General features: G+C 63.6%; 20 protein-coding genes. 8 read left to right on the forward strand and 12 right to left on the reverse strand.

Translation table 11 applies throughout. The features are described 5' to 3' along the window. Positions 1 to 18 precede the first annotated feature (18 nt). Complete coding sequence (locus Q9R47_RS02675; RefSeq protein WP_311231660.1) at positions 19 to 1,002, reverse strand: BclA C-terminal domain-containing protein; 984 nt, start codon at positions 1,000 to 1,002, stop codon at positions 19 to 21. Between Q9R47_RS02675 and Q9R47_RS02680 the strand changes: the two genes are divergently transcribed. After that, complete coding sequence (locus Q9R47_RS02680; RefSeq protein WP_311231661.1) at positions 1,001 to 1,333, forward strand: hypothetical protein; 333 nt, start codon at positions 1,001 to 1,003, stop codon at positions 1,331 to 1,333. The genes Q9R47_RS02675 and Q9R47_RS02680 overlap by 2 nt on opposite strands. A 23-nt stretch (positions 1,334 to 1,356) precedes the next feature. Here the strand turns inward: Q9R47_RS02680 and Q9R47_RS02685 are convergent, their stop codons facing one another. Continuing rightward, on the reverse strand, positions 1,357 to 1,785 hold the full coding sequence (locus tag Q9R47_RS02685) for a YkgJ family cysteine cluster protein (RefSeq protein WP_311231662.1): 429 nt from the start codon (positions 1,783 to 1,785) through the stop codon (positions 1,357 to 1,359). A gap of 210 nt (positions 1,786 to 1,995) precedes the next feature. On the opposite strand from Q9R47_RS02685, the gene Q9R47_RS02690 reads away from it, so the two are divergent. Then, positions 1,996 to 2,487: a hypothetical protein gene (locus tag Q9R47_RS02690; RefSeq protein WP_311231663.1), complete on the forward strand. Its 492-nt coding sequence runs from the start codon at positions 1,996 to 1,998 to the stop codon at positions 2,485 to 2,487. Between the two features lie 258 nt (positions 2,488 to 2,745). Here the strand turns inward: Q9R47_RS02690 and Q9R47_RS02695 are convergent, their stop codons facing one another. Genes Q9R47_RS02695 through Q9R47_RS02725 form a run of 7 tightly spaced genes read right to left on the reverse strand, consistent with a single transcriptional unit; the run spans position 2,746 to position 9,768 of the window. After that, entirely contained in the window at positions 2,746 to 4,785 is a 2,040-nt protein-coding gene (locus Q9R47_RS02695; RefSeq protein WP_311231664.1) for a hypothetical protein, read from the reverse strand. Next, positions 4,785 to 5,603 (reverse strand): glycosyltransferase family 2 protein, encoded by an 819-nt coding sequence (locus Q9R47_RS02700; protein WP_311231665.1) that lies wholly within the window; start codon positions 5,601 to 5,603, stop codon positions 4,785 to 4,787. The genes Q9R47_RS02695 and Q9R47_RS02700 overlap by 1 nt, the downstream gene beginning before the upstream one ends. Positions 5,604 to 5,617: 14 nt before the next feature. Continuing rightward, a complete protein-coding gene (locus Q9R47_RS02705) occupies positions 5,618 to 5,974 on the reverse strand; it encodes a multidrug transporter (RefSeq protein ID WP_311231666.1) in 357 nt (118 codons plus the stop codon). Then, positions 5,971 to 6,804, reverse strand: a complete 834-nt coding sequence (locus Q9R47_RS02710) for a TIM barrel protein (protein WP_311231667.1) — start codon at positions 6,802 to 6,804, stop codon at positions 5,971 to 5,973. Before Q9R47_RS02710 ends, Q9R47_RS02705 begins: the two co-directional genes overlap by 4 nt. Continuing rightward, the gene (locus Q9R47_RS02715; RefSeq protein WP_311231668.1) at positions 6,801 to 7,583 is read right to left on the reverse strand and encodes a pyridine nucleotide transhydrogenase; all 783 of its coding nucleotides are present in this window, start codon (positions 7,581 to 7,583) and stop codon (positions 6,801 to 6,803) included. Before Q9R47_RS02715 ends, Q9R47_RS02710 begins: the two co-directional genes overlap by 4 nt. After that, a complete protein-coding gene (locus tag Q9R47_RS02720) occupies positions 7,580 to 8,743 on the reverse strand; it encodes an FAD-dependent oxidoreductase (protein ID WP_311231669.1) in 1,164 nt (387 codons plus the stop codon). The genes Q9R47_RS02715 and Q9R47_RS02720 overlap by 4 nt, the downstream gene beginning before the upstream one ends. Before the next feature lie 8 nt (positions 8,744 to 8,751). Further along, positions 8,752 to 9,768, reverse strand: a complete 1,017-nt coding sequence (locus tag Q9R47_RS02725; protein ID WP_311231670.1) for a glycosyltransferase — start codon at positions 9,766 to 9,768, stop codon at positions 8,752 to 8,754. Between the two features lie 358 nt (positions 9,769 to 10,126). Between Q9R47_RS02725 and Q9R47_RS02730 the strand changes: the two genes are divergently transcribed. Then, positions 10,127 to 10,720 (forward strand): hypothetical protein, encoded by a 594-nt coding sequence (locus Q9R47_RS02730; protein WP_311231671.1) that lies wholly within the window; start codon positions 10,127 to 10,129, stop codon positions 10,718 to 10,720. Between the two features lie 36 nt (positions 10,721 to 10,756). Further along, positions 10,757 to 10,918: a hypothetical protein gene (locus Q9R47_RS02735; protein ID WP_311231672.1), complete on the forward strand. Its 162-nt coding sequence runs from the start codon at positions 10,757 to 10,759 to the stop codon at positions 10,916 to 10,918. A 164-nt stretch (positions 10,919 to 11,082) separates the two neighbouring features. Here the strand turns inward: Q9R47_RS02735 and gyrB are convergent, their stop codons facing one another. From gyrB to dnaA, 3 genes are all read right to left on the reverse strand, one after another. After that, entirely contained in the window at positions 11,083 to 13,710 is a 2,628-nt protein-coding gene (gene gyrB, locus Q9R47_RS02740; protein ID WP_311231673.1) for a DNA topoisomerase (ATP-hydrolyzing) subunit B, read from the reverse strand. A 75-nt stretch (positions 13,711 to 13,785) separates the two neighbouring features. After that, the gene (gene dnaN / locus Q9R47_RS02745) at positions 13,786 to 14,904 is read right to left on the reverse strand and encodes a DNA polymerase III subunit beta (RefSeq protein WP_107171173.1); all 1,119 of its coding nucleotides are present in this window, start codon (positions 14,902 to 14,904) and stop codon (positions 13,786 to 13,788) included. Positions 14,905 to 15,068: 164 nt separating this feature from the next. Continuing rightward, a complete protein-coding gene (gene dnaA / locus Q9R47_RS02750; protein ID WP_311231674.1) occupies positions 15,069 to 16,490 on the reverse strand; it encodes a chromosomal replication initiator protein DnaA in 1,422 nt (473 codons plus the stop codon). A gap of 327 nt (positions 16,491 to 16,817) precedes the next feature. On the opposite strand from dnaA, the gene rpmH reads away from it, so the two are divergent. The 4 genes from rpmH to yidC all read left to right on the forward strand — a co-directional run bounded on the left by rpmH (position 16,818) and on the right by yidC (position 19,699). After that, positions 16,818 to 16,952, forward strand: a complete 135-nt coding sequence (gene rpmH, locus Q9R47_RS02755; protein ID WP_005798102.1) for a 50S ribosomal protein L34 — start codon at positions 16,818 to 16,820, stop codon at positions 16,950 to 16,952. A 163-nt stretch (positions 16,953 to 17,115) separates the two neighbouring features. Next, entirely contained in the window at positions 17,116 to 17,682 is a 567-nt protein-coding gene (locus Q9R47_RS02760) for a ribonuclease P protein component (protein WP_160012677.1), read from the forward strand. After that, entirely contained in the window at positions 17,679 to 17,999 is a 321-nt protein-coding gene (yidD, locus tag Q9R47_RS02765) for a membrane protein insertion efficiency factor YidD (protein WP_311231675.1), read from the forward strand. The genes Q9R47_RS02760 and yidD overlap by 4 nt, the downstream gene beginning before the upstream one ends. Next, positions 17,996 to 19,699, forward strand: a complete 1,704-nt coding sequence (gene yidC, locus Q9R47_RS02770) for a membrane protein insertase YidC (protein ID WP_311231676.1) — start codon at positions 17,996 to 17,998, stop codon at positions 19,697 to 19,699. The genes yidD and yidC overlap by 4 nt, the downstream gene beginning before the upstream one ends. The last annotated feature ends 25 nt before the right edge of the window (positions 19,700 to 19,724 follow it).

The following is a 19,724-nucleotide window of genomic DNA, read 5'->3' on the forward strand; positions in this document are numbered from 1 at the left end:
CGCGTCCTACAGCCCAGTTCAATTCAACTGTTGCACGACCATCGTCGCACCGGCGCCGCCGTCGAGCACGACGGTTCCCACTATGCCCAAAAGCTGCAGCTGCAGCACGGAGCCGGCCGCCAGCGTCACGATGGTCTCGGCGCTGTAGCGGTTCGTCGACATGCTGGGGTTTTCCGTCAGCGCTGCCATCGGAGCGCCGTTGACCAGCAGGCGCGCACTGGCGAGCGTGGAGCTGGTCGTGCGGATCGTGTACTTCACGCGATAGCGCCCCGAAGCAGGCACGACGAAGCTGTCGTTCGATCCGTTCACCGTGAAGCCGCTGCTGCCCAGGTTCTGCGCATTCGGCAGGGGAACCGACGTGCCGCCGAGCACCACGGGGATCGTGGCACCCGAGGTGTTGTGCGCCGCCATCGACGCCATGCTGCCGCCCGCCGGGCCGGTGGCCCCCGTCTCGCCCGCCGGGCCCGTGGCACCCGTGGCGCCGGCCGGGCCCGTCGCCCCTGCGGGACCTTGAATCCCCTGGAGACCCTGGGGGCCGGCCGCACCCACGGACCCTGCGCTCCCCGCCGCACCCGTGGGGCCGACCGATCCGGTCGCCCCGGTCGCGCCCGCCGGCCCCGTGGCCCCCGTCGCCCCTGCGGGACCGGTGGCCCCGGTCGCACCCGCCGGGCCGGTCGCACCGGGTGTCCCCGCCAGGCCCGACGTGGCAGCGGGCGAACAACCACCCAGCCGTCCGGAGGCACTGTCGAAACAGGTCAGCTGGCCCTGCTGCGGCGCGGCCGGCAGCGCAGGCAGCAGCACCGCGCCATCGGTCTGCACCCGCAGGCGCTCCTCCGCCGTGCTGCTGCGCACGCTGAACCCGCCGCCCTGCGGCAGCGTGATGCTGACGTCCGCCGCCTGCACGGAGGGTGCGCTGGCCAGTGCCGCCAGCACGACCGCGGACGCGGCCAGGGTGGCCAGCCAGGGGTGCTGTGGCCCGAAGGAAAAGGAGGTGGGGTACATGGAGCAGGCCTTGTCGCGATTTTTGGAATGTGCGGAATTTTTTCTCGCCCTGCCCGGCCATGGGAACCTCGAAGTCCACGGAAAACCCTTGCGGCAGAGCACAGAGGGCCGCAGTCGCGCGGTGAAAGGCATGCGCGGCATGCTCAACCGACGCCTTGCGTGCTTTTTCCGCTCTCTCTCCCTCTGTCGTTCCAATTTAAAGGACACCGCTGCCATCGGCAACTGGGGCGGCCCCGGCCATGCACGCAGAAAAAGTGCATGGAAGCGCGCTGCAACTCTTCCGTGCAAAAAGGGAGCGGAAGGGCGTATTCCGCGCTGGGACGCAACGTGACGCGACGCGCCACGCTACGCTGCTCAGCGGTGCCGCGTACCGCCGGGCTGCCCCTGGGCGGCCGAGCCGTAGGCACACCAGCCAGGACGCGGGCTCTTCTTCTGCGGATGCAGCCGGCAGGTCTCCGGCCGCACGTCGTAGACCGTGCAGCGCCGCGTGGCCGCGTCCAGAAAGTGGCAGTCCCCGCTCGCCCGCCGCGCCATCGTGAACACCACGTTCTTGTGGTTGAAATGGTCGATCAGCCGCGCCTTCTGCAGCCGCTTCGCGATGTGCCGCGGCTCCTCGTGCTCCGCCTCGAACGCATCCACCAGCCCGAGCCGCACCAGATCGGAGAGCTGTACCTCGAGCGGCATCGTGCAGCAGTTGGCCGCGCAGGTGGCGCACAGGCCGGCGCGGTAGCGGGTCCAGGTGGCGGGGTTGTCGACGTCGACGAGGGAGATGGGGGAGCGCATGGGTGGGGCGATTGTGCCCGTCGCCCTGCGTGAGCGGCTGGTCGGCAGCTTCCGGGCACCTGGGCGCACTGCCAGCCGGACCGCTTGCCCCGACCGGCGCCCCCAAGCGCGCTTGACCTACGCCGGGCCCCGCCACGCCTGTGCACCATGAAGTGGCACTGAATGAATGCATCCCTGCATTTCACTTCCAACCTATTCGAGGAGCCCAGCATGAACCACCCGAACCAAGGCCACACCACTGCCGAATCCGTTGCCGACGCGGCCAAGGCACATCCCATCGGTACCGGGGTCGGTGCCGCTGGGGGTGCCGTGACCGGCGCCGCCGCAGGCTCCATCGGCGGGCCGATCGGCACCGCCGTGGGCGCGGTGGTCGGCGCCGTCGTCGGCGGCCTGGCCGGAAGCGGTGCGGCCGAGGCCGTGAACCCCGCCACCGAAGACGCCTACTGGCGAGACGCCCACGCCCGCGAGCCCTACTACACCGACGCCTACAACTACGACGACTATGCGCCAGCCTACCGCTCCGGCTACCAGAACGTCATCGACGGCGGCCGCGATTGGAACGAAGCCCGCACCGACCTGGAGCGCCGCTGGGACACCGACCACCGCGCGTCGAGCCGCCTGAACTGGAAGGACGCCGAACCCGCTGCCAAGGCAGCCTGGGAGCGTGCCGACCGCATCTGGAAGCAGACGAAGCAGGAATGATCTTGGACGCGCGCGGGCCGTTAAAGCGCAAGGTGTCCGTCAAATCCGGGGCAACTTCACTTTCACCATCCCGATGTTGGTGAGCAGGAAAAGCGATGCCTGGGTCAATGCGGCGACGGAGAGCTTCTTTAGACGCTCAAGGTCGAGCGGGCCCCACCATGTACGCTACGGAACCGGGGCGCAGGCCGGCTCGATAGTCATGGGAGCTACGGAAACACGGACGGTAATTAGCAAGGCGCGTGACCGCCCCCTTACGCATCAGCGAACCCGTTGCATCCGATACGGGTAACCATTAACGTTGCCGTCGATTGGCGGGCCGTCCAGAAACACATTAAGGTAAGCACCACTTTCACTTGTCCTGGTGACAACTTTCAATTGGCCGTCGGGCATTCTCAGCATCGTGCCGGAAGCGTAGGCTTTCAGGGCCTCGGGCGTGCTCTCTACGAAGAAGCCGCTCCAGCCCTTGGCTACACCATTGAGCCATGTGACATCAGTGATGTTAGCGGCCGAGCCCAGTGTTTCCATTATGCCCGTGCCGCCATGCCAACGGCTGGGAAGGCCTGCCATGTATAGGGACGAGTCAGCGATTTTTCCGGCTTCGCACACTACGAAGCCGTCAATGCGGCGCGTGTTCGGCTCGAACTCGCGTCGCATCCGGGCGGCGTACCCGACGACCTCGCGCGAGCCCGATACAAGCGCCACGATCGCACTGGCCGAACTCTGGGATGGCACGGCGGGCAGGGTGGCACCCAAGCCGCACCGCTGTGGAAGCCGATCCAGCGTCCGGACATGGACTAGGGCCACGGGCAACGGCGTTAATGGCCCGTCTACAATGGCGCCCAGAGGCGGAATATCCTTCCAGGCGCTCTTCTGCTCCAACCGCAATTGCACGATGGCCTTGGGTAGGTGGGTAGACCAATACCAGTCCTTCTCCGCCATGGGCCACACCGCTTCCGCCTCCTTGTACAGGGGCGAGATACCAACGGAGAGCGCAGCGGCGGCACGGTTGAGATCATCGTCGCCCGGATAGATCTTGTTGATATGAGTGGCTGGCCACAGCGCAATCACCACCAGCGCCACTGACGCCACCGCAATACCGATAATCCATACCGATTTTCTGAAGGTCATGGCATAACCCAGCAGCATCACCACGGCGACGGTCGAGTAAGCTGTGTAGCGGGTAGAGCCCAGCACCATCCAATGGACGGGCGGCGATCCGGCAGCCGCCGTCCGCACGATCCAGAACACGGCAGCGGCCGCTGCCGAAAGGAGTAAAAACAATCCGGTCAAAAATACCATGGCCGCGATGGCGATGATGCGCCGATCCGCTACGGCAGCGGGCGACAGCTTCGTGCCGAAAAGCGTTAAGCCATAGGTGCGGCGCAAAACGGCACGCAACGCACCTAGCGTCAATCCGACGGTCATCAGCATCATGACCAGCCCCAGCAGCACAATGCCGGGGATGCCCACCAACAGTTCAAGCGTCCGGAAAGGCATCGAAAAATACGCACTGGCGCCGCGAATAAACGATAGGACGGCATTCGGCGTCAGGATTTTGTCGAGCTGCGATAACTCACCGCCGCCATTACCGAAAGTTTTCTGAAAGGCGAATACAGCGACCAACGGCAGCAGCGCGGTGATAAACGCAGTCGGCTTGCGGACCAATATTAGATGCGCTACCACAACCAGGCCGGCAAAAAGATAGCCCGATCCATGGAAACTTACGGCCACCATGGAAACAACGATCGCCAGCACATACAGCACAGGCTTGCGGTACACCAAGCCGATAACGATGGCTGCAAGCAGCGCAAAGTAGAAAAATCGGGAAACACTCAGCACGACCTGGAAAGGTTGCAGCAACGTTTCAAAATCAATCACGCTGGTTAGCAGTGCAGCGGTCGCCAAGCACGCCAGAACGCGCAGCCAAAGTGGCTTTTGCTGCAAGGCACCCCATTTCCACATCAGCCAGCTGGCCGCTGCAGCGAACAGCGCGACGGCACTGAACGAGAACAACTGCATCAATTGCTGATCTGCGCCACTAAAGCGATAATCCCACCAGGCGATGAGATAGACAATAGAATGCAGATGCGCACCGTGCGGGTTAAAAAGATAGTCCCACCATGTGATTTCGTGGGCATTCAGGCGCAGCACGCGATCCCACACGGCCCACCCATCCACGATCGGCAGCACTGCCGATACATGGTGGGCAGTATAGAAGTTGAAGCCCATGATCAGGGCTGTGCCGACGAGCGCCAGCATAACAAACCAGCGGCCGGTCTTGTCAAAATTCGAACCCATTACGCAGCTTCCTTCGGATCAAACTTTCCCATGCATGCATCCAACAAAGTTCTGAAAACAGCCAGATTGCCGGAAAAGGCACTGATCTTGGTCGGTACCTCACCCTTGGGATAACGACGCACTGTCGGCAACTCCACACACCGATGTCCCAGGCGCGGCACGCGATGGGACAGGTAAGCCAGCAGCTCGTAATGACTAAACACGTCGCGGAACGGCGCCACCTGCGGGTCGAGCAGCATTTTCCGGCTATAGGCGCGAAAACCCTGGGTGGTGTCGGTCCACTTAAATCCCGACGATAGGCTCAGCAGGGGCGCGTGAATCAAACGAATAGCCAAGTCACGCGACTTAGGGGTGTTTTCGGCCACACCTCCTGGCAAGAAACGGGAAGCCTGCACAAAATCGAATCCTTGTTGCAGTGCCTCGATGAAGCGGCCAATCGCTTCAGGATCATCCTTGTCGTTGCCATCGATGGTGACGATGCCCTCGTAACCTTCATCCAGTGCAAATGCATATGCACAGCGCAATTGCGCGCTCAGTTTGCCAAGACCTGTCTTGACCAGTAGCCCGCGCACGTCCCGGGCTTTCAATGCGTCCGGCTGAAGGGAGCCATCAGTGCTTCCTCCATCCACAATGATGATGTCAGCAAGTCCAGCAATACCTACCATCTGCATTCTGGCAAGCAGGCTTTTGATGCGTTCGCCCTCGTTGATCAGGGGAATAACGACACACCACGGATGTCGGCGTCCTTGCCAAAAAGTGGTAGAGTAGCTGGGCACTTGCCAAGTAGCGCGCACCGACGGTTCGAGGGAATGGTTCACGGTGAATTAAAAATCTAGGCGCCACGCGCAGTAATGAAGGCAACCCCGGCAATCACCAGGGCTATACCCACACTGGTGGTCCAGGGAAAAGGCTCGCGGAAAATCAGGGCCGAGGACAGCGCCACCATCGCGACGGCACCGGCTGTTAGAATGGGGTGGGCAACATTCAACGGCAACTTCGCCAACGCCGCTGCGTACAACAGGAAGGCTGCACCATAAAGGCCCAGGCCCAGCCAGAAAGGCCAGTTACGTAGCGCCGCTACCGGATCGGAGAACGAAGGAAACTTCAAGGGCGGCTGCACCGCTACCTTGATCAATACGCTGGCAGATGCATTCGACAGAATGCCGAGAGTCAGGATGAGCCACTTCATGCCACGCCCTCGATGGCAGAGCCATAGGTGGACTTGGCAACCTCCAGGGCGCGGGCGACCGATAGCAATGGAGGTTCCGATTTGGTGGCGACCATTTCGATGGTGACCAAGTGGTCCGGAATATGGCGGCTGATGGCATGAGCCATGGTGGCATGCGCCGTACCGCCATCGCCAAGCGGCAGCAGGTCCGGCTCACTCGCGTGGATATGGCCGATGATTTTGGCATGTGACTGCAGCACGCAGTTGACGTTCTCGCCATTGATGGCGAGCGCTCCGGTATCCAACTGCATACGAATTGCCGGATGCGCCACGGCGGTGACGACGGTGGCGGTTTCGTCAGCGGTGCACATGAAATTGGCGCCGTAACGGGCGGGGTTGGGCTCCAGGCAAATCATTACCCCGTGGCGCGCGGCGCTGTCGCCCAGTTTACGGAAAAAGGCCGTGGCCTTGTCCATCGCATCGGCATCGTTCAGGCCGGATCGGTCACGGTTTTTTGGTGACCCAAAAACGATACGTGTCGCGTGCAGCAGGCCACCAATACGGCATATGCCGTCCAGGTGTTTTAGCAAAGCTTCCTGCGATTCGGCGGATCCAAAAACATTCAGTCCGGTGGTGCCGAACAACAGGGCCTGCATGCCGGTAACGGCAATGCCCCGGTCCGCCCACCAAGCCTTGACTGCTTTAATGTCTTGCTCCGTTGCGCTTGCAGGTTGCGGGAAATATTTGCCAGGCGCAATATCGATAGCGTCTATGCCCTGACTGTTGAGCAGCGCGGACATCGCTAGGTCGTCATGCCGTTCCCAGGCGATGTTCGAAATGGCCAGCCTCATGCTGCCGCCTTCCGCGTCAGCGGTTCGGATTGCGCGTAAGAACGAACCGCCTGAATCTGGTCACGCATGGTGTACTGGTAATTGCCTTGGCCCCCGAAAATTCCGGCATGGCGGCTATGCATGTCATACAGTACCGGCGTACCGGCACCGGCATTATCGAAATGCCGCCCGAAACCCTGCTGCGAAATGGCGGCGATGCTGATCGGCTCGGTTGCCATATGCACCAGTTGCAAATCGGCCTGCAGTGCAGTCTGGATGTCGAACCACAGGTTGACCATTGGGTAGAACTGGAATTTTGACCGGCTGTCAATCGCACTGGTGTTATTGTTGTTGAGAAAGTCGAATATGGCGTTCTTGCGTAGACCCGGCCCCACCAGTCCGGGCAGGCGCATGATCAAATGCCGTTCGAATTTTTGTTTGACGAATTTCTCCAGCAGACGGCGGTGCAATCCATAGGCATGCAGGCCGGTCTCTTCCACCCGAGTGTTTTCGTCCACGCCGACCGGCGTACCAAAAACGTCTACGGTACTGATGAGCACAAAAGTCTTTGTCTTAATTGTGTCGAGGTTGGCAATGAGCCCGTCGATTTTCTGGCGGTCTCCATCGGGGTCCTTATTGGCGAGCCATTTCTGCGCCGGCGCTCCGGCACACACCACCGTATCGAAGGATTTTCCTCCGATGTCGGCAATATTGGTGGACCGGTAGAGGTCTTCAAAAGTACCTTGCTTAAGAAGGGTGGAGCCCACGAATCCACTATATCCGATCAGCGCGTTAGTCATGTTGATTGTCCCGCCATTGCGGCTATGGGTAGTAAGTCGAAACACTCGGAATCGAGTTTTTCGATCACGTCGTAGATATTGTCGATTTTGCCGCCAAGTACTGAATAGCAGCCGGGTATATTTTCATGTTTTTCGAAAAGAATGGGGCGGCCGTCGTCACCTTCGTTTTTAGTCAGGATGGTTTTCACCTCGAACAGGGAATCCGCATAACGTGCCTGTGCGATGGCTGGCATGTAGCGCGCCACGTCGCGCAGCATGCGGTCTACCCGGGTTTGGCGATCATAGGCGTCAAGCCGGTCGTAGGGATTGAGGTTGCTTTCATCGTTCCAATGCAGGTGCGGCGTATACCGGACATGCGACAGCGTATGCAGCCGGCGCGCCGGAAACGGCATGACTGAGAAGAAGGGGCCGTCCATCACGGTCACGCCCAGGCCTTTGAGCGCCGCCGGTAGTTGGACCAGCGCCATCTCGGTGATTTCGTGCTTAAGCGGACTGCGTGTGCCGGGGAAGTCGCCACCGAACTGGTTCAGCGCGGCATAAGTGCAGTTGAAGAGATAGCGACAGGTGATGGCCTCCTCTGTACTGGCCTTGGCTGCCATGCAGGCCGTCACGCTGCGATCAGGGCCCGCCAAGATGCGTTTGACGCTGGTTTCCAGCCGGATCTCGACACCGCTCTCAGACAACTCTTTCTTCGCCCACGCTGCCAGCAGCGTGGTGTCGAATACATATTCCTCGACGGTGAAAACGTCCTCGATCAGGCGCGGCTCGAACAGGCCGTGCAGCGCCGGTGATGCCTTGTCGATACGTGCACCGATGTCCCGGCAAAAGCGCTCGAACTGGCGTGCCGTGACCTTTGAATTGCGGCGCGCAATGGCATAGAGCTTGGTGAAGTCCTGGCGTACCACTTGCGGCCAGTCCTGCACGAAGCGCGGGAGATTAATACGGCTGCGGTAGGCCGTGGTAAAACTGCGGGGGTAGTGGTAGCCGTTGTGCACCCGTGCTTGGTTGGTGTACGACGCACGCTGCATCAGGGCGCCTTCGCGTTCCACCAGCAGCACGCGGGACATGCCTCGCTGCCGCGCCAGATAGATGGCGATGGCAGCGCCATAAAAACCGGCGCCGACAACAATCGCGTCATATGCCGTGGAAGAGGATTGCATCGCGGCGCTCAACTCTGCGCCATCCACTCGGACTTGGGCTGGGCTGCCACCACTTCCTCAATGTTGAGCTTCTCGCGGCGCGTCACGCGGGCACTGGTGAACTCCTGGCCGACGTGGTAGAGCGGCCCCTCGCTCGACAGGCTGGCCATGTGCAGGATGTACTCACCCAGCACCAGCAGCACCAGCGAGATGAGAAAAAACATGCCCGACTGTTGCAGAGACATGCTGGTCCAGCCCGGCGCCACGTGCGGATTGGTCAGCGCCACGGCCATAACGTAGATCGAGTACAGCAGGTTGGCCACGGTACCGAACAACGACAGCGACGTGACGAGCCGCATCGGCGCACGGGTGGTAGACACCAGCAGGCGCACCCCGCGGTCGATGCTGTCGGCCAGCTTGCGCACGCGGTTGCTCCTGGGCGGCGCGCTGTAGCTGAGGTTGACGCGGGCGAATCCTGCTGTGGCAGGCAGGTGCCGGTAGCTCATTGCCGGCTGTGAATGCTGCAGCAGGAAGTTGACCACCCGCTTGCTAAGGATGCGGTATTGCGGCGCCTCCTTAGCCAGGCGAATGCCGTTGAAGCGCAGGTACAGCCACTCGAATACCGCGTAGGCAACGCCGTAGCTGATACTGTGGCGCAGCTTCTGCTGGTTGGTGGCGAATACGACGTCGGCGCCCCGCACCGCGTGCTCAAGCATGGTAGGCAGAAAGGCCAGGTCGTCTGCGGCGGTGTCGACCACGGCAACGAAATCACCCAAGGCGTTTTCCAGGCCCACCCAGGATGCCGTATCCATGTCCACTGCCTTGGTCAGAGCATAGACCTGCAGATTGGGCAACCCGGCTTCCTGGGTGAGCGACTTCAACACGCTGACGCTGTTGTCGTCCGACGCATTGTCGACCACGATGATTTCGTAGTCGCTTACTTGAGGACCTAGTCGTGTAGTCGCCTCGGTGAGCAAGGGGGGCAATTCGTCAGCTTGGTTGCGGACGACAAAGACGACGGAAAGAAAGACAGGATGAAACGCCATGGATGTAAGGACTGGTCAGCTGCCAATAGGACCGTAGACCCGTGTTTTGCGGAAGAGACAACGCTCGGCACGGGCGCCGCCTGTCTCCGGGTAGCCCCGCCGGCGAACGATCGTGTAAAGGATTGTTATTGGAGCACAAAATATAGCCGCATAGCCCGCGCGACACTAATTCGGGCCTGAGTGTGTACCGCAGTCTTTTCAGTACGATGGCCGGTCTGGAAGGCAAGAAGTGTTCGCCTTTTCGATACATCGTCAACACGACCACACCCAGCCGCCCCCAGTTTCCAGATGACCCTTGGTTGCGCTAAACATTGCATGGAGCCCCTGCCCGCGATCGTCTTTTGAAGTGTGATCTGCCATGAGTGACATCAAAATATTTCGCATTGAAAAGTGGCAAGCCGCAGAACTTCAGGGGGGCCGCATCGGACCTGGAAGAGCCGATGCAGAATCTGATCGAAGCCGATCTGGATACTTTCCTGGGCATTCGTTTCCTGGCTCTGAAGTACTCCACGGGCAAGACGCACGGCGGTCGCATTGCTCACTGGGGCTCGACGAGAGCCATTGCCCGGGCATCATCAAATACAAGCGTTCGGTAGACGAGAACGTCATCAATCAGCGTCTCCATTACCTGGACTGGTTGATGGACCACCAAGCCGAGTTCAAGCTGTTGGTGCTGGAGAAGGTGGGCAAGTCCGCAGCCGATGCCATCGACTGGAGTGTGCCGCGCCTGGTGTGCATTGCAGCCGACTTCACAAAGTTCGATGGCCATGCGGTACAGCAGATGAACCGCAACATCGAGCTGATCCGCTACCGTCAATTCGACGATGATCTGTTGCTGTTTGCGTTGGCCAACGCAAGTACCGCCGCAGTCAGGAAGGCCAAGGTCGTCAAGGGAGCCAAGGCGCCAGCAGTAGCCGTCCAGACCTCAGGCAGCACGGACAAAAGTTTTTAAGAGCAACTGAGCACACTGCCACCCGATTTGAAGCTGGTGTTGACCTCGCTGGAGGACTACACAGCTTTGCTGGGTGACGATGTGCTGCGCAAGGAGCTCGAGTTGTGTCTGGCGTTCAAGCGGCTCAAGAACTTTGCCACCGTAGTCTTGGCTAAAAAGGGGGGCTGCTGTATTTGCACCTGGACCAAGGACCTGTGACAACGGCGATGAAGAACGCCAGAGATGTCACACATCGGCTACTGGGGCACGGGAAATCTGGAGATGTCGCTGACTTCGATGAGGGATTTTGAGAAGGTCAAACCGCGCTGATGGCCGCGTATGAAGGGCGGGCGCGAGCTTGAGCCGATGCCCGTTCCCTGCCCTCACACATCAATATTCCCCGCCCTCAACGCATTCGTCTCAATAAAGTCCCGCCGCGGCTCCACCTCATCCCCCATCAGCATCGTGAACACCCGGTCCGCCTCGATCGCGTCCTCGATCTGCACGCGCAGCAGGCGGCGCACTTCGGGGTCCATCGTCGTTTCCCACAGCTGTTCGGGGTTCATCTCGCCCAGGCCCTTGTAGCGCTGGCGGCTGGTGGTGCGTTCGGCTTCCTTGATGAGCCAGGCCATGGCCTGGCGGAAGTCGCCCACTTTCTCTTCGCGCTGGCGTTCGCCTTCGCCGCGCAGCACCTTGGCGCCTTCGCCGAGCAGGCCGCGGAAGGTGTGGGCGGCTTCGGCCAGGGCGGCGTAGTCGGCGCCGTGCACGAAGTCCTGCGTGATGATGCTGCTCTTGATGTTGCCGTGGTGGCGGCGGCTGATGCGCAGGATGGGCTTGTCGGTGCGGGCGTCGAATTCGCCGGCCACTTCGGCGGGCACGCCGGTGGTGGTGAGTTCGCGCAGCTTGGCCTGCAGGGCGACGGCGCTGGCTTCGGCGTCTTCCACGGTGTCGAGGTTGAGCGCGACGCCGTCGGCGATCGCGCGCAGGGCCTCGCGGTCCATGAAGGCGGAGAGGCGTTCGATGACGGCCTCGGCCACCTGGTGCTTCTGCGCCAGCGTGCCGAGGGTTTCACCCTCGAGCGTGCGGGCCTGTTCGCCGCCGGTGGTCACGCTGGCGTCGCGCAGGGCCACGCGCAGCAGGAAGGTGTCGAGCGCGGGGCCGTCCTTCAGGTAAAGCTCTTCCTTGCCGTTCTTCACCTTGTAGAGCGGCGGCTGGGCGATGTAGATGTGGCCGCGCTCGACCAGCTCGGGCATCTGGCGGTAGAAGAAGGTCAGCAGCAGGGTGCGGATGTGCGCGCCGTCCACGTCGGCATCGGTCATGATGATGATGCGGTGGTAGCGCAGCTTGTCGACGTTGAAATCGTCCGCGCCGCTCTTGCCGGAGCCGGTGCCGTCGACACTCGCCTTGCCGATGCCGGTGCCCAGGGCGGTGATGAGCGTCAGGATTTCGTTGGAGGTGAGCAGTTTCTCGTAGCGCGCCTTCTCCACGTTCAGGATCTTGCCGCGCAGCGGCAGGATGGCCTGGAACTTCCGGTCGCGGCCCTGCTTGGCGGAGCCGCCGGCGGAGTCGCCCTCGACGATGTAGATCTCGCACAGCGCCGGGTCTTTCTCCTGGCAATCGGCGAGCTTGCCGGGCAGGCCCATGCCGTCGAGCACGCCCTTGCGGCGCGTCATCTCGCGGGCCTTGCGGGCGGCCTCGCGTGCGCGGGCGGCCTCGATGATCTTGCCGCAGAGGATCTTCGCGTCGTTGGGGCGCTCTTCCAGGTAGTCGGTCAGCGTCTTGGCGACGATGTCCTCCACGGGCGCGCGCACTTCGCTGGAGACGAGCTTGTCCTTGGTCTGGCTGCTGAACTTGGGCTCGGGCACCTTCACGGACAGCACACAGCACAGGCCTTCGCGCATGTCGTCGCCGCTCACCTCGACCTTGGCCTTCTTGGCCAGCTCCTGCTGCTCGATGTACTTGCCGATCACGCGCGTCATGGCGGCGCGCAGGCCGGTCAGGTGGGTGCCGCCGTCGCGCTGCGGGATGTTGTTGGTGAAGCAGAGCACCTGCTCGCTGTAGCCGTCGTTCCACTGCATGGCCACTTCGACGCCGATCTCGGTGCCGGGAATGCCGCCGTAGGTTTCTGCCGGGCGGCTGCCCGTGGCGTGGAAGGCGGTGGGGTGCAGCACCTTCTTGCTGGCGTTGATGAAGTCGACGAAGCCCTTGACGCCGCCGGCGCCGGAGAAGTCGTCTTCCTTGCCCGTGCGCTCGTCCTTCAAGCGGATGCGCACGCCGTTGTTCAGGAACGAGAGCTCGCGCAGTCGCTTGGCGAGAATCTCGTAGTGGAAGTCGTTGTTCTCCTTGAAGATCTCGGTGTCGGGCAGGAAGTGCACTTCCGTGCCGCGCTTGTCGGTCTCGCCGGTCACGCGCATGGGCGAGATTTCGACGCCGTTCACCGTCTCCAGGAGGCGGTTCTGCACGAAGCCCTGGCTGAATTCCAGCACGTGCACCTTGCCGTCGCGGCGCACCGTCAGGCGCAGCATCTTGCTGAGCGCGTTCACGCAGCTCACGCCCACGCCGTGCAGGCCGCCCGAGACCTTGTAGCTGTTCTGGTTGAACTTGCCGCCCGCGTGCAGTTCGGTGAGCGCGATCTCGGCGGCGGAGCGCTTGGGCTCGTGCTTGTCGTCCATCTTCACGCCGGTGGGAATGCCGCGGCCGTTGTCGGTGACGCTGATCGAGTTGTCGGAGTGGATGGTGACGACGATGTCGTCGCAGTGGCCGGCCAGCGCCTCGTCGATGGAGTTGTCCACCACTTCGAAGACGAGGTGGTGCAGGCCCGTGCCGTCCGACGTGTCGCCGATGTACATCCCGGGGCGCTTGCGCACGGCCTCCAGGCCTTCCAGGATCTGGATCGCGCCTTCGCCGTACCCTTCGCTGGCGCCGGCCTGCCGGGTGTCGATCTTGTGCGTGGGCTGCGCGTCGCCCGCGACGTTCTCGGAGGGCTCGGGCAATTGGTTCTCAGCGGTCATGGATGGGTAGCCTCGGGTCCGGTGACGCCGCGGTGCGGCGTCCGATGGGGTCAAAAGAGATCAGGGGGCGGCGCGTCAGATGCGCATCGGCATCACGACGTACTTGAAGCTCTCGTTGTCGGGGATGGTCATCAGCGCGGAGCTGTTGCCGTCGGAGAGGTCCACGCGCACCATGTCCTGGCCCATGTTCGCGAGCGCGTCGATGAGGTAGGTGACGTTGAAGCCGATCTCGATGGTGTCGCCGCCGTAGTCGATGTCGAGCTCGTCGACGGCCTCTTCCTGCTCGGCGTTGTTGGACGCCACGCGCAGGGTGCCGGGTTCGATGTTCAGGCGCACGCCCTTGAACTTGTCGCTGGTCATGATGGCGGTGCGCTGCAGGCTGGCCAGCAGCGGCGCGCGGCCCAGGGTGACGCTGTTCTTGTGGCCCTTGGGGATCACGCGGTTGTAGTCGGGGAACTTGCCCTCGACCAGCTTCGTGACGAACTCCATGCCGCCGAAGGTGAATTTCGCCTGGTTGTTGGCGAACTGCATCTCGATGTGGGGCTGGTTCTCGCCGCCGGCGTCCGACAGCAGGCGCTGCAGCTCCAGCACGGTCTTGCGCGGCAGGATGACTTCCTGCTTGGGCACTTCCACGTCCAGCGTGGCGCTCGCGAAGGCGAGGCGGTGGCCGTCGGTGGCGACCAGGCTCAGCGTGTTGCCCTCGGCCACGAACAGGATGCCGTTCAGGTAGTAGCGGATGTCCTGCACCGCCATGGCGAACGAGACCTGGCCGAGCAGGTCCTTGAGCACCTTCTGCGGCACGCTGAACGCGGGGCCGAAGGCGGCGGATTCCTGCACCAGCGGGAAGTCCTCGGCCGGCAGCGACTGCAGCGTGAAGCGGCTCTTGCCGCCCTTGAGCACCAGCTTGGACTGCTGCGATTCCAGGCTCACCGTCTGGTCGGCGGGCATGGTCTTGAGGATGTCGATCAGCTTGCGCGCGCCCACCGTGGTGGTGAAGTCGCCCGTGTCGCCGCCGAGTTCGGCGGTGGTGCGGATCTGGATCTCCAGATCGCTCGTGGTGAGCTGCAGCGCGTTGCCCGTCTTGCGGATCAGCACGTTGGCCAGGATGGGCAGCGTGTGGCGGCGCTCGACGATGCCGGCGACCGATTGCAGTACCGCGAGAACCTTGTCTTGTGTTGCCTTCAGGACGATCATGTCTTCAACCCCTAGTGATTTGTGCGACGGTGCCGGGCCGCCCGGCGGCCGCGGGGAAACGGCCTGCGCGGGCCTTCCCCGGCCAACCTGGCATTTTGCCCGGGAACCGGGTCGTTTCCTGGGCGCGGGCGGGTGTCACCGTGGTCTTGTGGTGGCGGGCCGCGTCAGCCCTTGAGCGTCTGCTCCAGCACGTGCAGCTGCTGGTTCAGTTCCGTGAGCTGCTGGCGCTCGGCCGCGATCTTGCGCACCGCGTGCAGCACCGTCGTGTGGTCGCGCCCGCCGAACAGCTCGCCGATCTCGGGCAGGCTCTTCTGCGTGAGTTCCTTGGCGAGGTACATGGCGATCTGGCGCGGCCGGGCGATGGAGGCCGGGCGCTTCTTGCTGTACATGTCCGCCACCTTGATCTTGTAGTAATCGGCGACGGTCTTCTGGATGTTCTCCACGCTGATCTGCCGGTTCTGGATCGACAGCAGATCGCGCAGCGCCTCGCGGGCGAGCTGGATGGAGACTTCCTTCTGGTTGAAGCGCGAATAGGCCAGGATCTTGCGCAGCGCGCCTTCGAGCTCGCGCACGTTGGAGCGCACGTTCTTGGCCACGAAGAAGGCGACTTCCTCGGGCATCTCGGCGCTTTCGGCGCGGGCCTTGTTGATCAGGATGGCCACGCGCATTTCCAGCTCGGGCGGCTCGATGGTGACGGTGAGGCCGGAGTCGAAACGCGAGACGAGCCGCTCGTGGATGTTCGCGAGGCCCTTCGGGTACGTGTCCGAGGTCATCACGATGTGGCTCTTCTTGGCCAGCAGCGCCTCGAAGGCGTTGAAGAACTCCTCCTGCGTGCGGTCCTTGTTGGCGAAGAACTGCACGTCGTCGATCAGCAGCAGATCGAGCGAGTGGTAGTGCGCCTTGAACTCGTCGAAGGTGCGGCGCTGGTAGGCCTTAACCACATCCGAGACGAACTGCTCGGCATGGATGTAGAGAACTTTCGCGTCGGGCTTGTCCTGCAGCAGGCGGTTGCCCACCGCGTGCACCAGGTGGGTCTTGCCCAGGCCCACGCCGCCGTAGATGAAGAGCGGGTTGTAGAGGTGCCCGGGCGAGCCCGCGACGTGCATCGCGGCCGAGCGCGCCATGCGGTTGGCCGTACCCTCCACCAGGGTCTCGAACGTGAGCGCCGGGTTGAGGCGCGAGCGGAACGGCACGGCCGTGGGCTCGTCCGACGGGGTGGCGCCGATGGGGGTCTCGGATGGGGCGGCCGGTTGGGGTGCGGCGGGGCGGACCACCGTGCGGGCCACGGTTTCCCGCTGAGCGAGCGCTAACTCCAGCGTGACCGGCTGGCCGTACAGGCCCTCCAGCAGGGCGGTGATGCGGCCGGCGTACTGGGCGCGGATCCAGTCGAGCTTGAAGCGGTTGGCCACCAGCAGGGTGACCTTGGAGAAATCGGGAGCGACCTGGGCGACGAGCGGCTTGATCCAGGTGTTGAACTGCTGCTCGGGCAGGTCTTGTGCGAGCTGTTCTGCGCAGGCCTGCCAGAGCCCCTGGCCGGGATCGGCGCCGGTGTCGAGGTCGGGGCTGCGGGAGGGTTCCTCGGTCATGAAGGCGGTTTTTTGTTGTGGATAGGAGGAACGGATCAGGGCCTGGGATTGTAGCTTTTCAAGGGGTTATCCACAAGCTGGGCAGGGCCCGCCGGGGTCTGCTATAACCCCGCCGCAGTGCCTGAGCATTGCCACCTGGCAGGAAGCCTGTGATAATCGCCGGTTTCCCTGAATGCGTTCAGGGCGATGAAGCCCGGGCGGCTTCCTGGCCATGCTGGCATGGCCGGGCGGCGCGTGCGGCTCGCGCGGTCCTTCGGTGGTCCGCGCAACGGGCACGGCCGATCGCAGCCGTGCCTGCCAAACCCCAAGAACCTTCGAGGATCGATCATGAAACGTACCTACCAGCCTTCCAAGACGCGCCGTGCGCGCACCCACGGTTTCCTCGTGCGCATGAAGACGCGCGGCGGCCGTGCCGTCATCAACGCACGCCGCGCCAAGGGCCGCAAGCGCCTGGCCGTCTGATACGGCTCCCCGACCGGAGGGCGCGCTGCATTGCGACGCCCTGCCATCCGGCCGCGCCACGGCACCGCCCGTGGATCGCAGACGGCTGGCCCTTGCTTGCCGGTCGCGGTTCCGTATGAGGCCGCCGCGGTGTCCGGCCCGGTCCTCCGGGAGTGGTGGTTCCATGCATCGGCTCAAGACCCGCCCGCAGTTCCAGGCCGCCATGGCCGGGGGAACCGTTTCCCGGACGGCGCACTTCGCGCTGCACCGCCTGCGCCTCGGCGCGGGTGCGTCCGCCAGCCCTGCTGCCACCGCCATCACGCCCGACACCCGATCTCCGGGGCCCGGCGCCCTGCCTCCACGGCAGGGCCCGCAGGCCCTTTTCGGCGTTCCCGGCTCCGGCGACGGTGCCGGCGAGCCCTGGCTGGGCGCGATGGTGCCCAAGCGCTGGGCGCGCCGCGCGGTGACGCGCAACACCATCAAGCGGCAGATCTACGCGGTGGCCCCCGGCTTCGCCGCGGAGCTCGGCACGGCCGCCCACGTGGTGCGCCTGCGCGCCGGGTTCGATCGCAAGCAGTTCCCGAGCGCCACCTCCGACGCGCTCCGGCAGGCCGTGCGTGCCGAGCTGCTGCAGCTCTTCGCGCAGGCCGTGCGCCGGCCCGGCGGCCACAAGCCCCCGGCGGCGAAGGCCGCTGCAGGGGCCGACGCGTCCGCTGCAGCGCTGCCCCTCGCGGAAGCGGCCCGTCCGTGATGCGCGCGCTGCTCATGGCGCTGGTGCGCGGCTACCGTTTCTTCCTGAGCCCCTGGCTCGGGGCATCCTGCCGTTTCGAGCCCACCTGCTCCGCCTATGCGCTGCAGGCGCTGGAGCGGCACGGTGCCGCGGCCGGCAGCTACCTCACCGTGCGGCGGATCGCCCGCTGCCATCCCTGGTGCGACGGCGGCCACGATCCCGTGCCCGCCGAAGCGCCGCGCGCGATGCGGATGTTTTCGCGGCTGACATCCCGGCCTCCGGAGGCCTCCTCCGTGGCCGGGACCCCCACCCCTTCCTCTCCAAAGAAGTCTTCATGAACGACATTCGCCGTACCATCCTGTGGGTGATATTTGGCTTTTCCATGGTTCTGCTGTGGGACAAGTGGCAAGTGCACAACGGCCACAAGGCCACGTTCTTCCCGTCGCCCGAGCCGGTGGCCACGGCGCCTGCCGCCGCCGGCGGCGCAAGCGCCCCGGGCAGCGTGCCCGCGCCGAGCGCCGCGCCCACGGCCGGTGCGCAACCGCTGCCAGGTGCCGCGGTGCCCACGCCCGTGGGTACCAGCAACGCCCCGCGCGAGCGCGTCACCGTCACCACCGACGTGCTGCGCGTCACCTTCGACAGCGAAGGCGGCACGGTCACGCACGGCGACCTGCTGGGCTACCCCGACATGGCCGACAAGTCGCGCCCGTTCACGCTGCTGGACGACAGCACGCAGCGCGTCTACGTGGCGCAGACGGGCCTGATCGGCGGCGCGAACTATCCCACGCACAAGACGCCGATGACCGTGGTGCCGGGCAACCGCACGCTGCAGGACGGCCAGAACGACATCAGCATCCGCTTCGAGTCGCCCGACCTCGGCGGCGTGAAGCTGGTCAAGACCTGGACGCTCAAGCGCGGTGCCTACGACATCGCCGTGAAGCACGAAGTGGTGAACACCGGCACCGCCCCGGTGTCGCCCCAGCTCTACATGCAGCTCGTGCGCGACGGCAACAAGCCGCCCGGAGAGTCGTCGTTCTACTCCACCTTCACCGGCCCGGCGGTCTATACCGAGGCCAAGAAGTACCACAAGGTCGACTTCAAGGACATCGAAAGCGGCAAGGCCGAGATCGACAAGTCGTCGCCCAACGGCTACGTGGCCATGGTGCAGCACTATTTCGCCACGGCCTGGCTGCTGGCCGACGGCATCCAGCGCGAGATGTTCGTGCGCAAGGTGGACACCAACCTCTATGCGGTGGGCATGATCACCTCGCTCGGCGAGATCGCTCCCGGCCAGACGAAGGCGCTGGATTCGCGCCTGTTCGCGGGCCCGCAGATCGAGACCATGATGGAGAAGCTGACGCCCGGCCTGGAGCTGGTGAAGGACTACGGCTGGCTGACCATCCTGTCCAAGCCGCTCTACTGGCTGCTCGACCAGCTGCACAAGATCCTGAGCAACTGGGGCTGGTCGATCGTGGCGCTGGTGCTGCTGCTCAAGATCGCGTTCTACTGGCTCAACGCCAAGGCATATGCCTCGATGGCCAAGATGAAGGCCATCAACCCCAAGATCATGGAGATGCGCGAGCGCCTGAAGGACAAGCCGCAGCAGATGCAGCAGGAGATGATGCGCATCTACCGCGAGGAGAAGGTCAACCCGATGGGCGGCTGCTTCCCCATCATGATCCAGATCCCGGTGTTCATCGCGCTCTACTGGGTGCTGCTGTCGAGCGTGGAGATGCGCAACGCGCCCTGGATCGGCTGGATCCGCGATCTCTCTTCGCCCGACCCGTTCTTCATCCTGCCCCTGCTGATGACGGCCAGCTCGCTGCTGCAGACCGCGCTCAACCCCGCGCCGCCGGACCCGATGCAGGCCAAGATGATGTGGTTCATGCCGCTGATCTTCAGCGTGATGTTCTTCTTCTTCCCGGCCGGCCTGGTGCTGTACTGGCTGACGAACAACATCCTGTCGATCGCTCAGCAGTGGATCATCAATAAGCGGATGGGCGTTCCGCCCCAGTTCAATCTGCCGAAGTTCCGCTGACACGGGCCTTCTGGCGTCGTTGCCG

Origin of the sequence: Acidovorax sp. PRC11 (assembly GCF_031844105.1) — a bacterium.
GTDB lineage: Bacteria > Pseudomonadota > Gammaproteobacteria > Burkholderiales > Burkholderiaceae_C > Paracidovorax.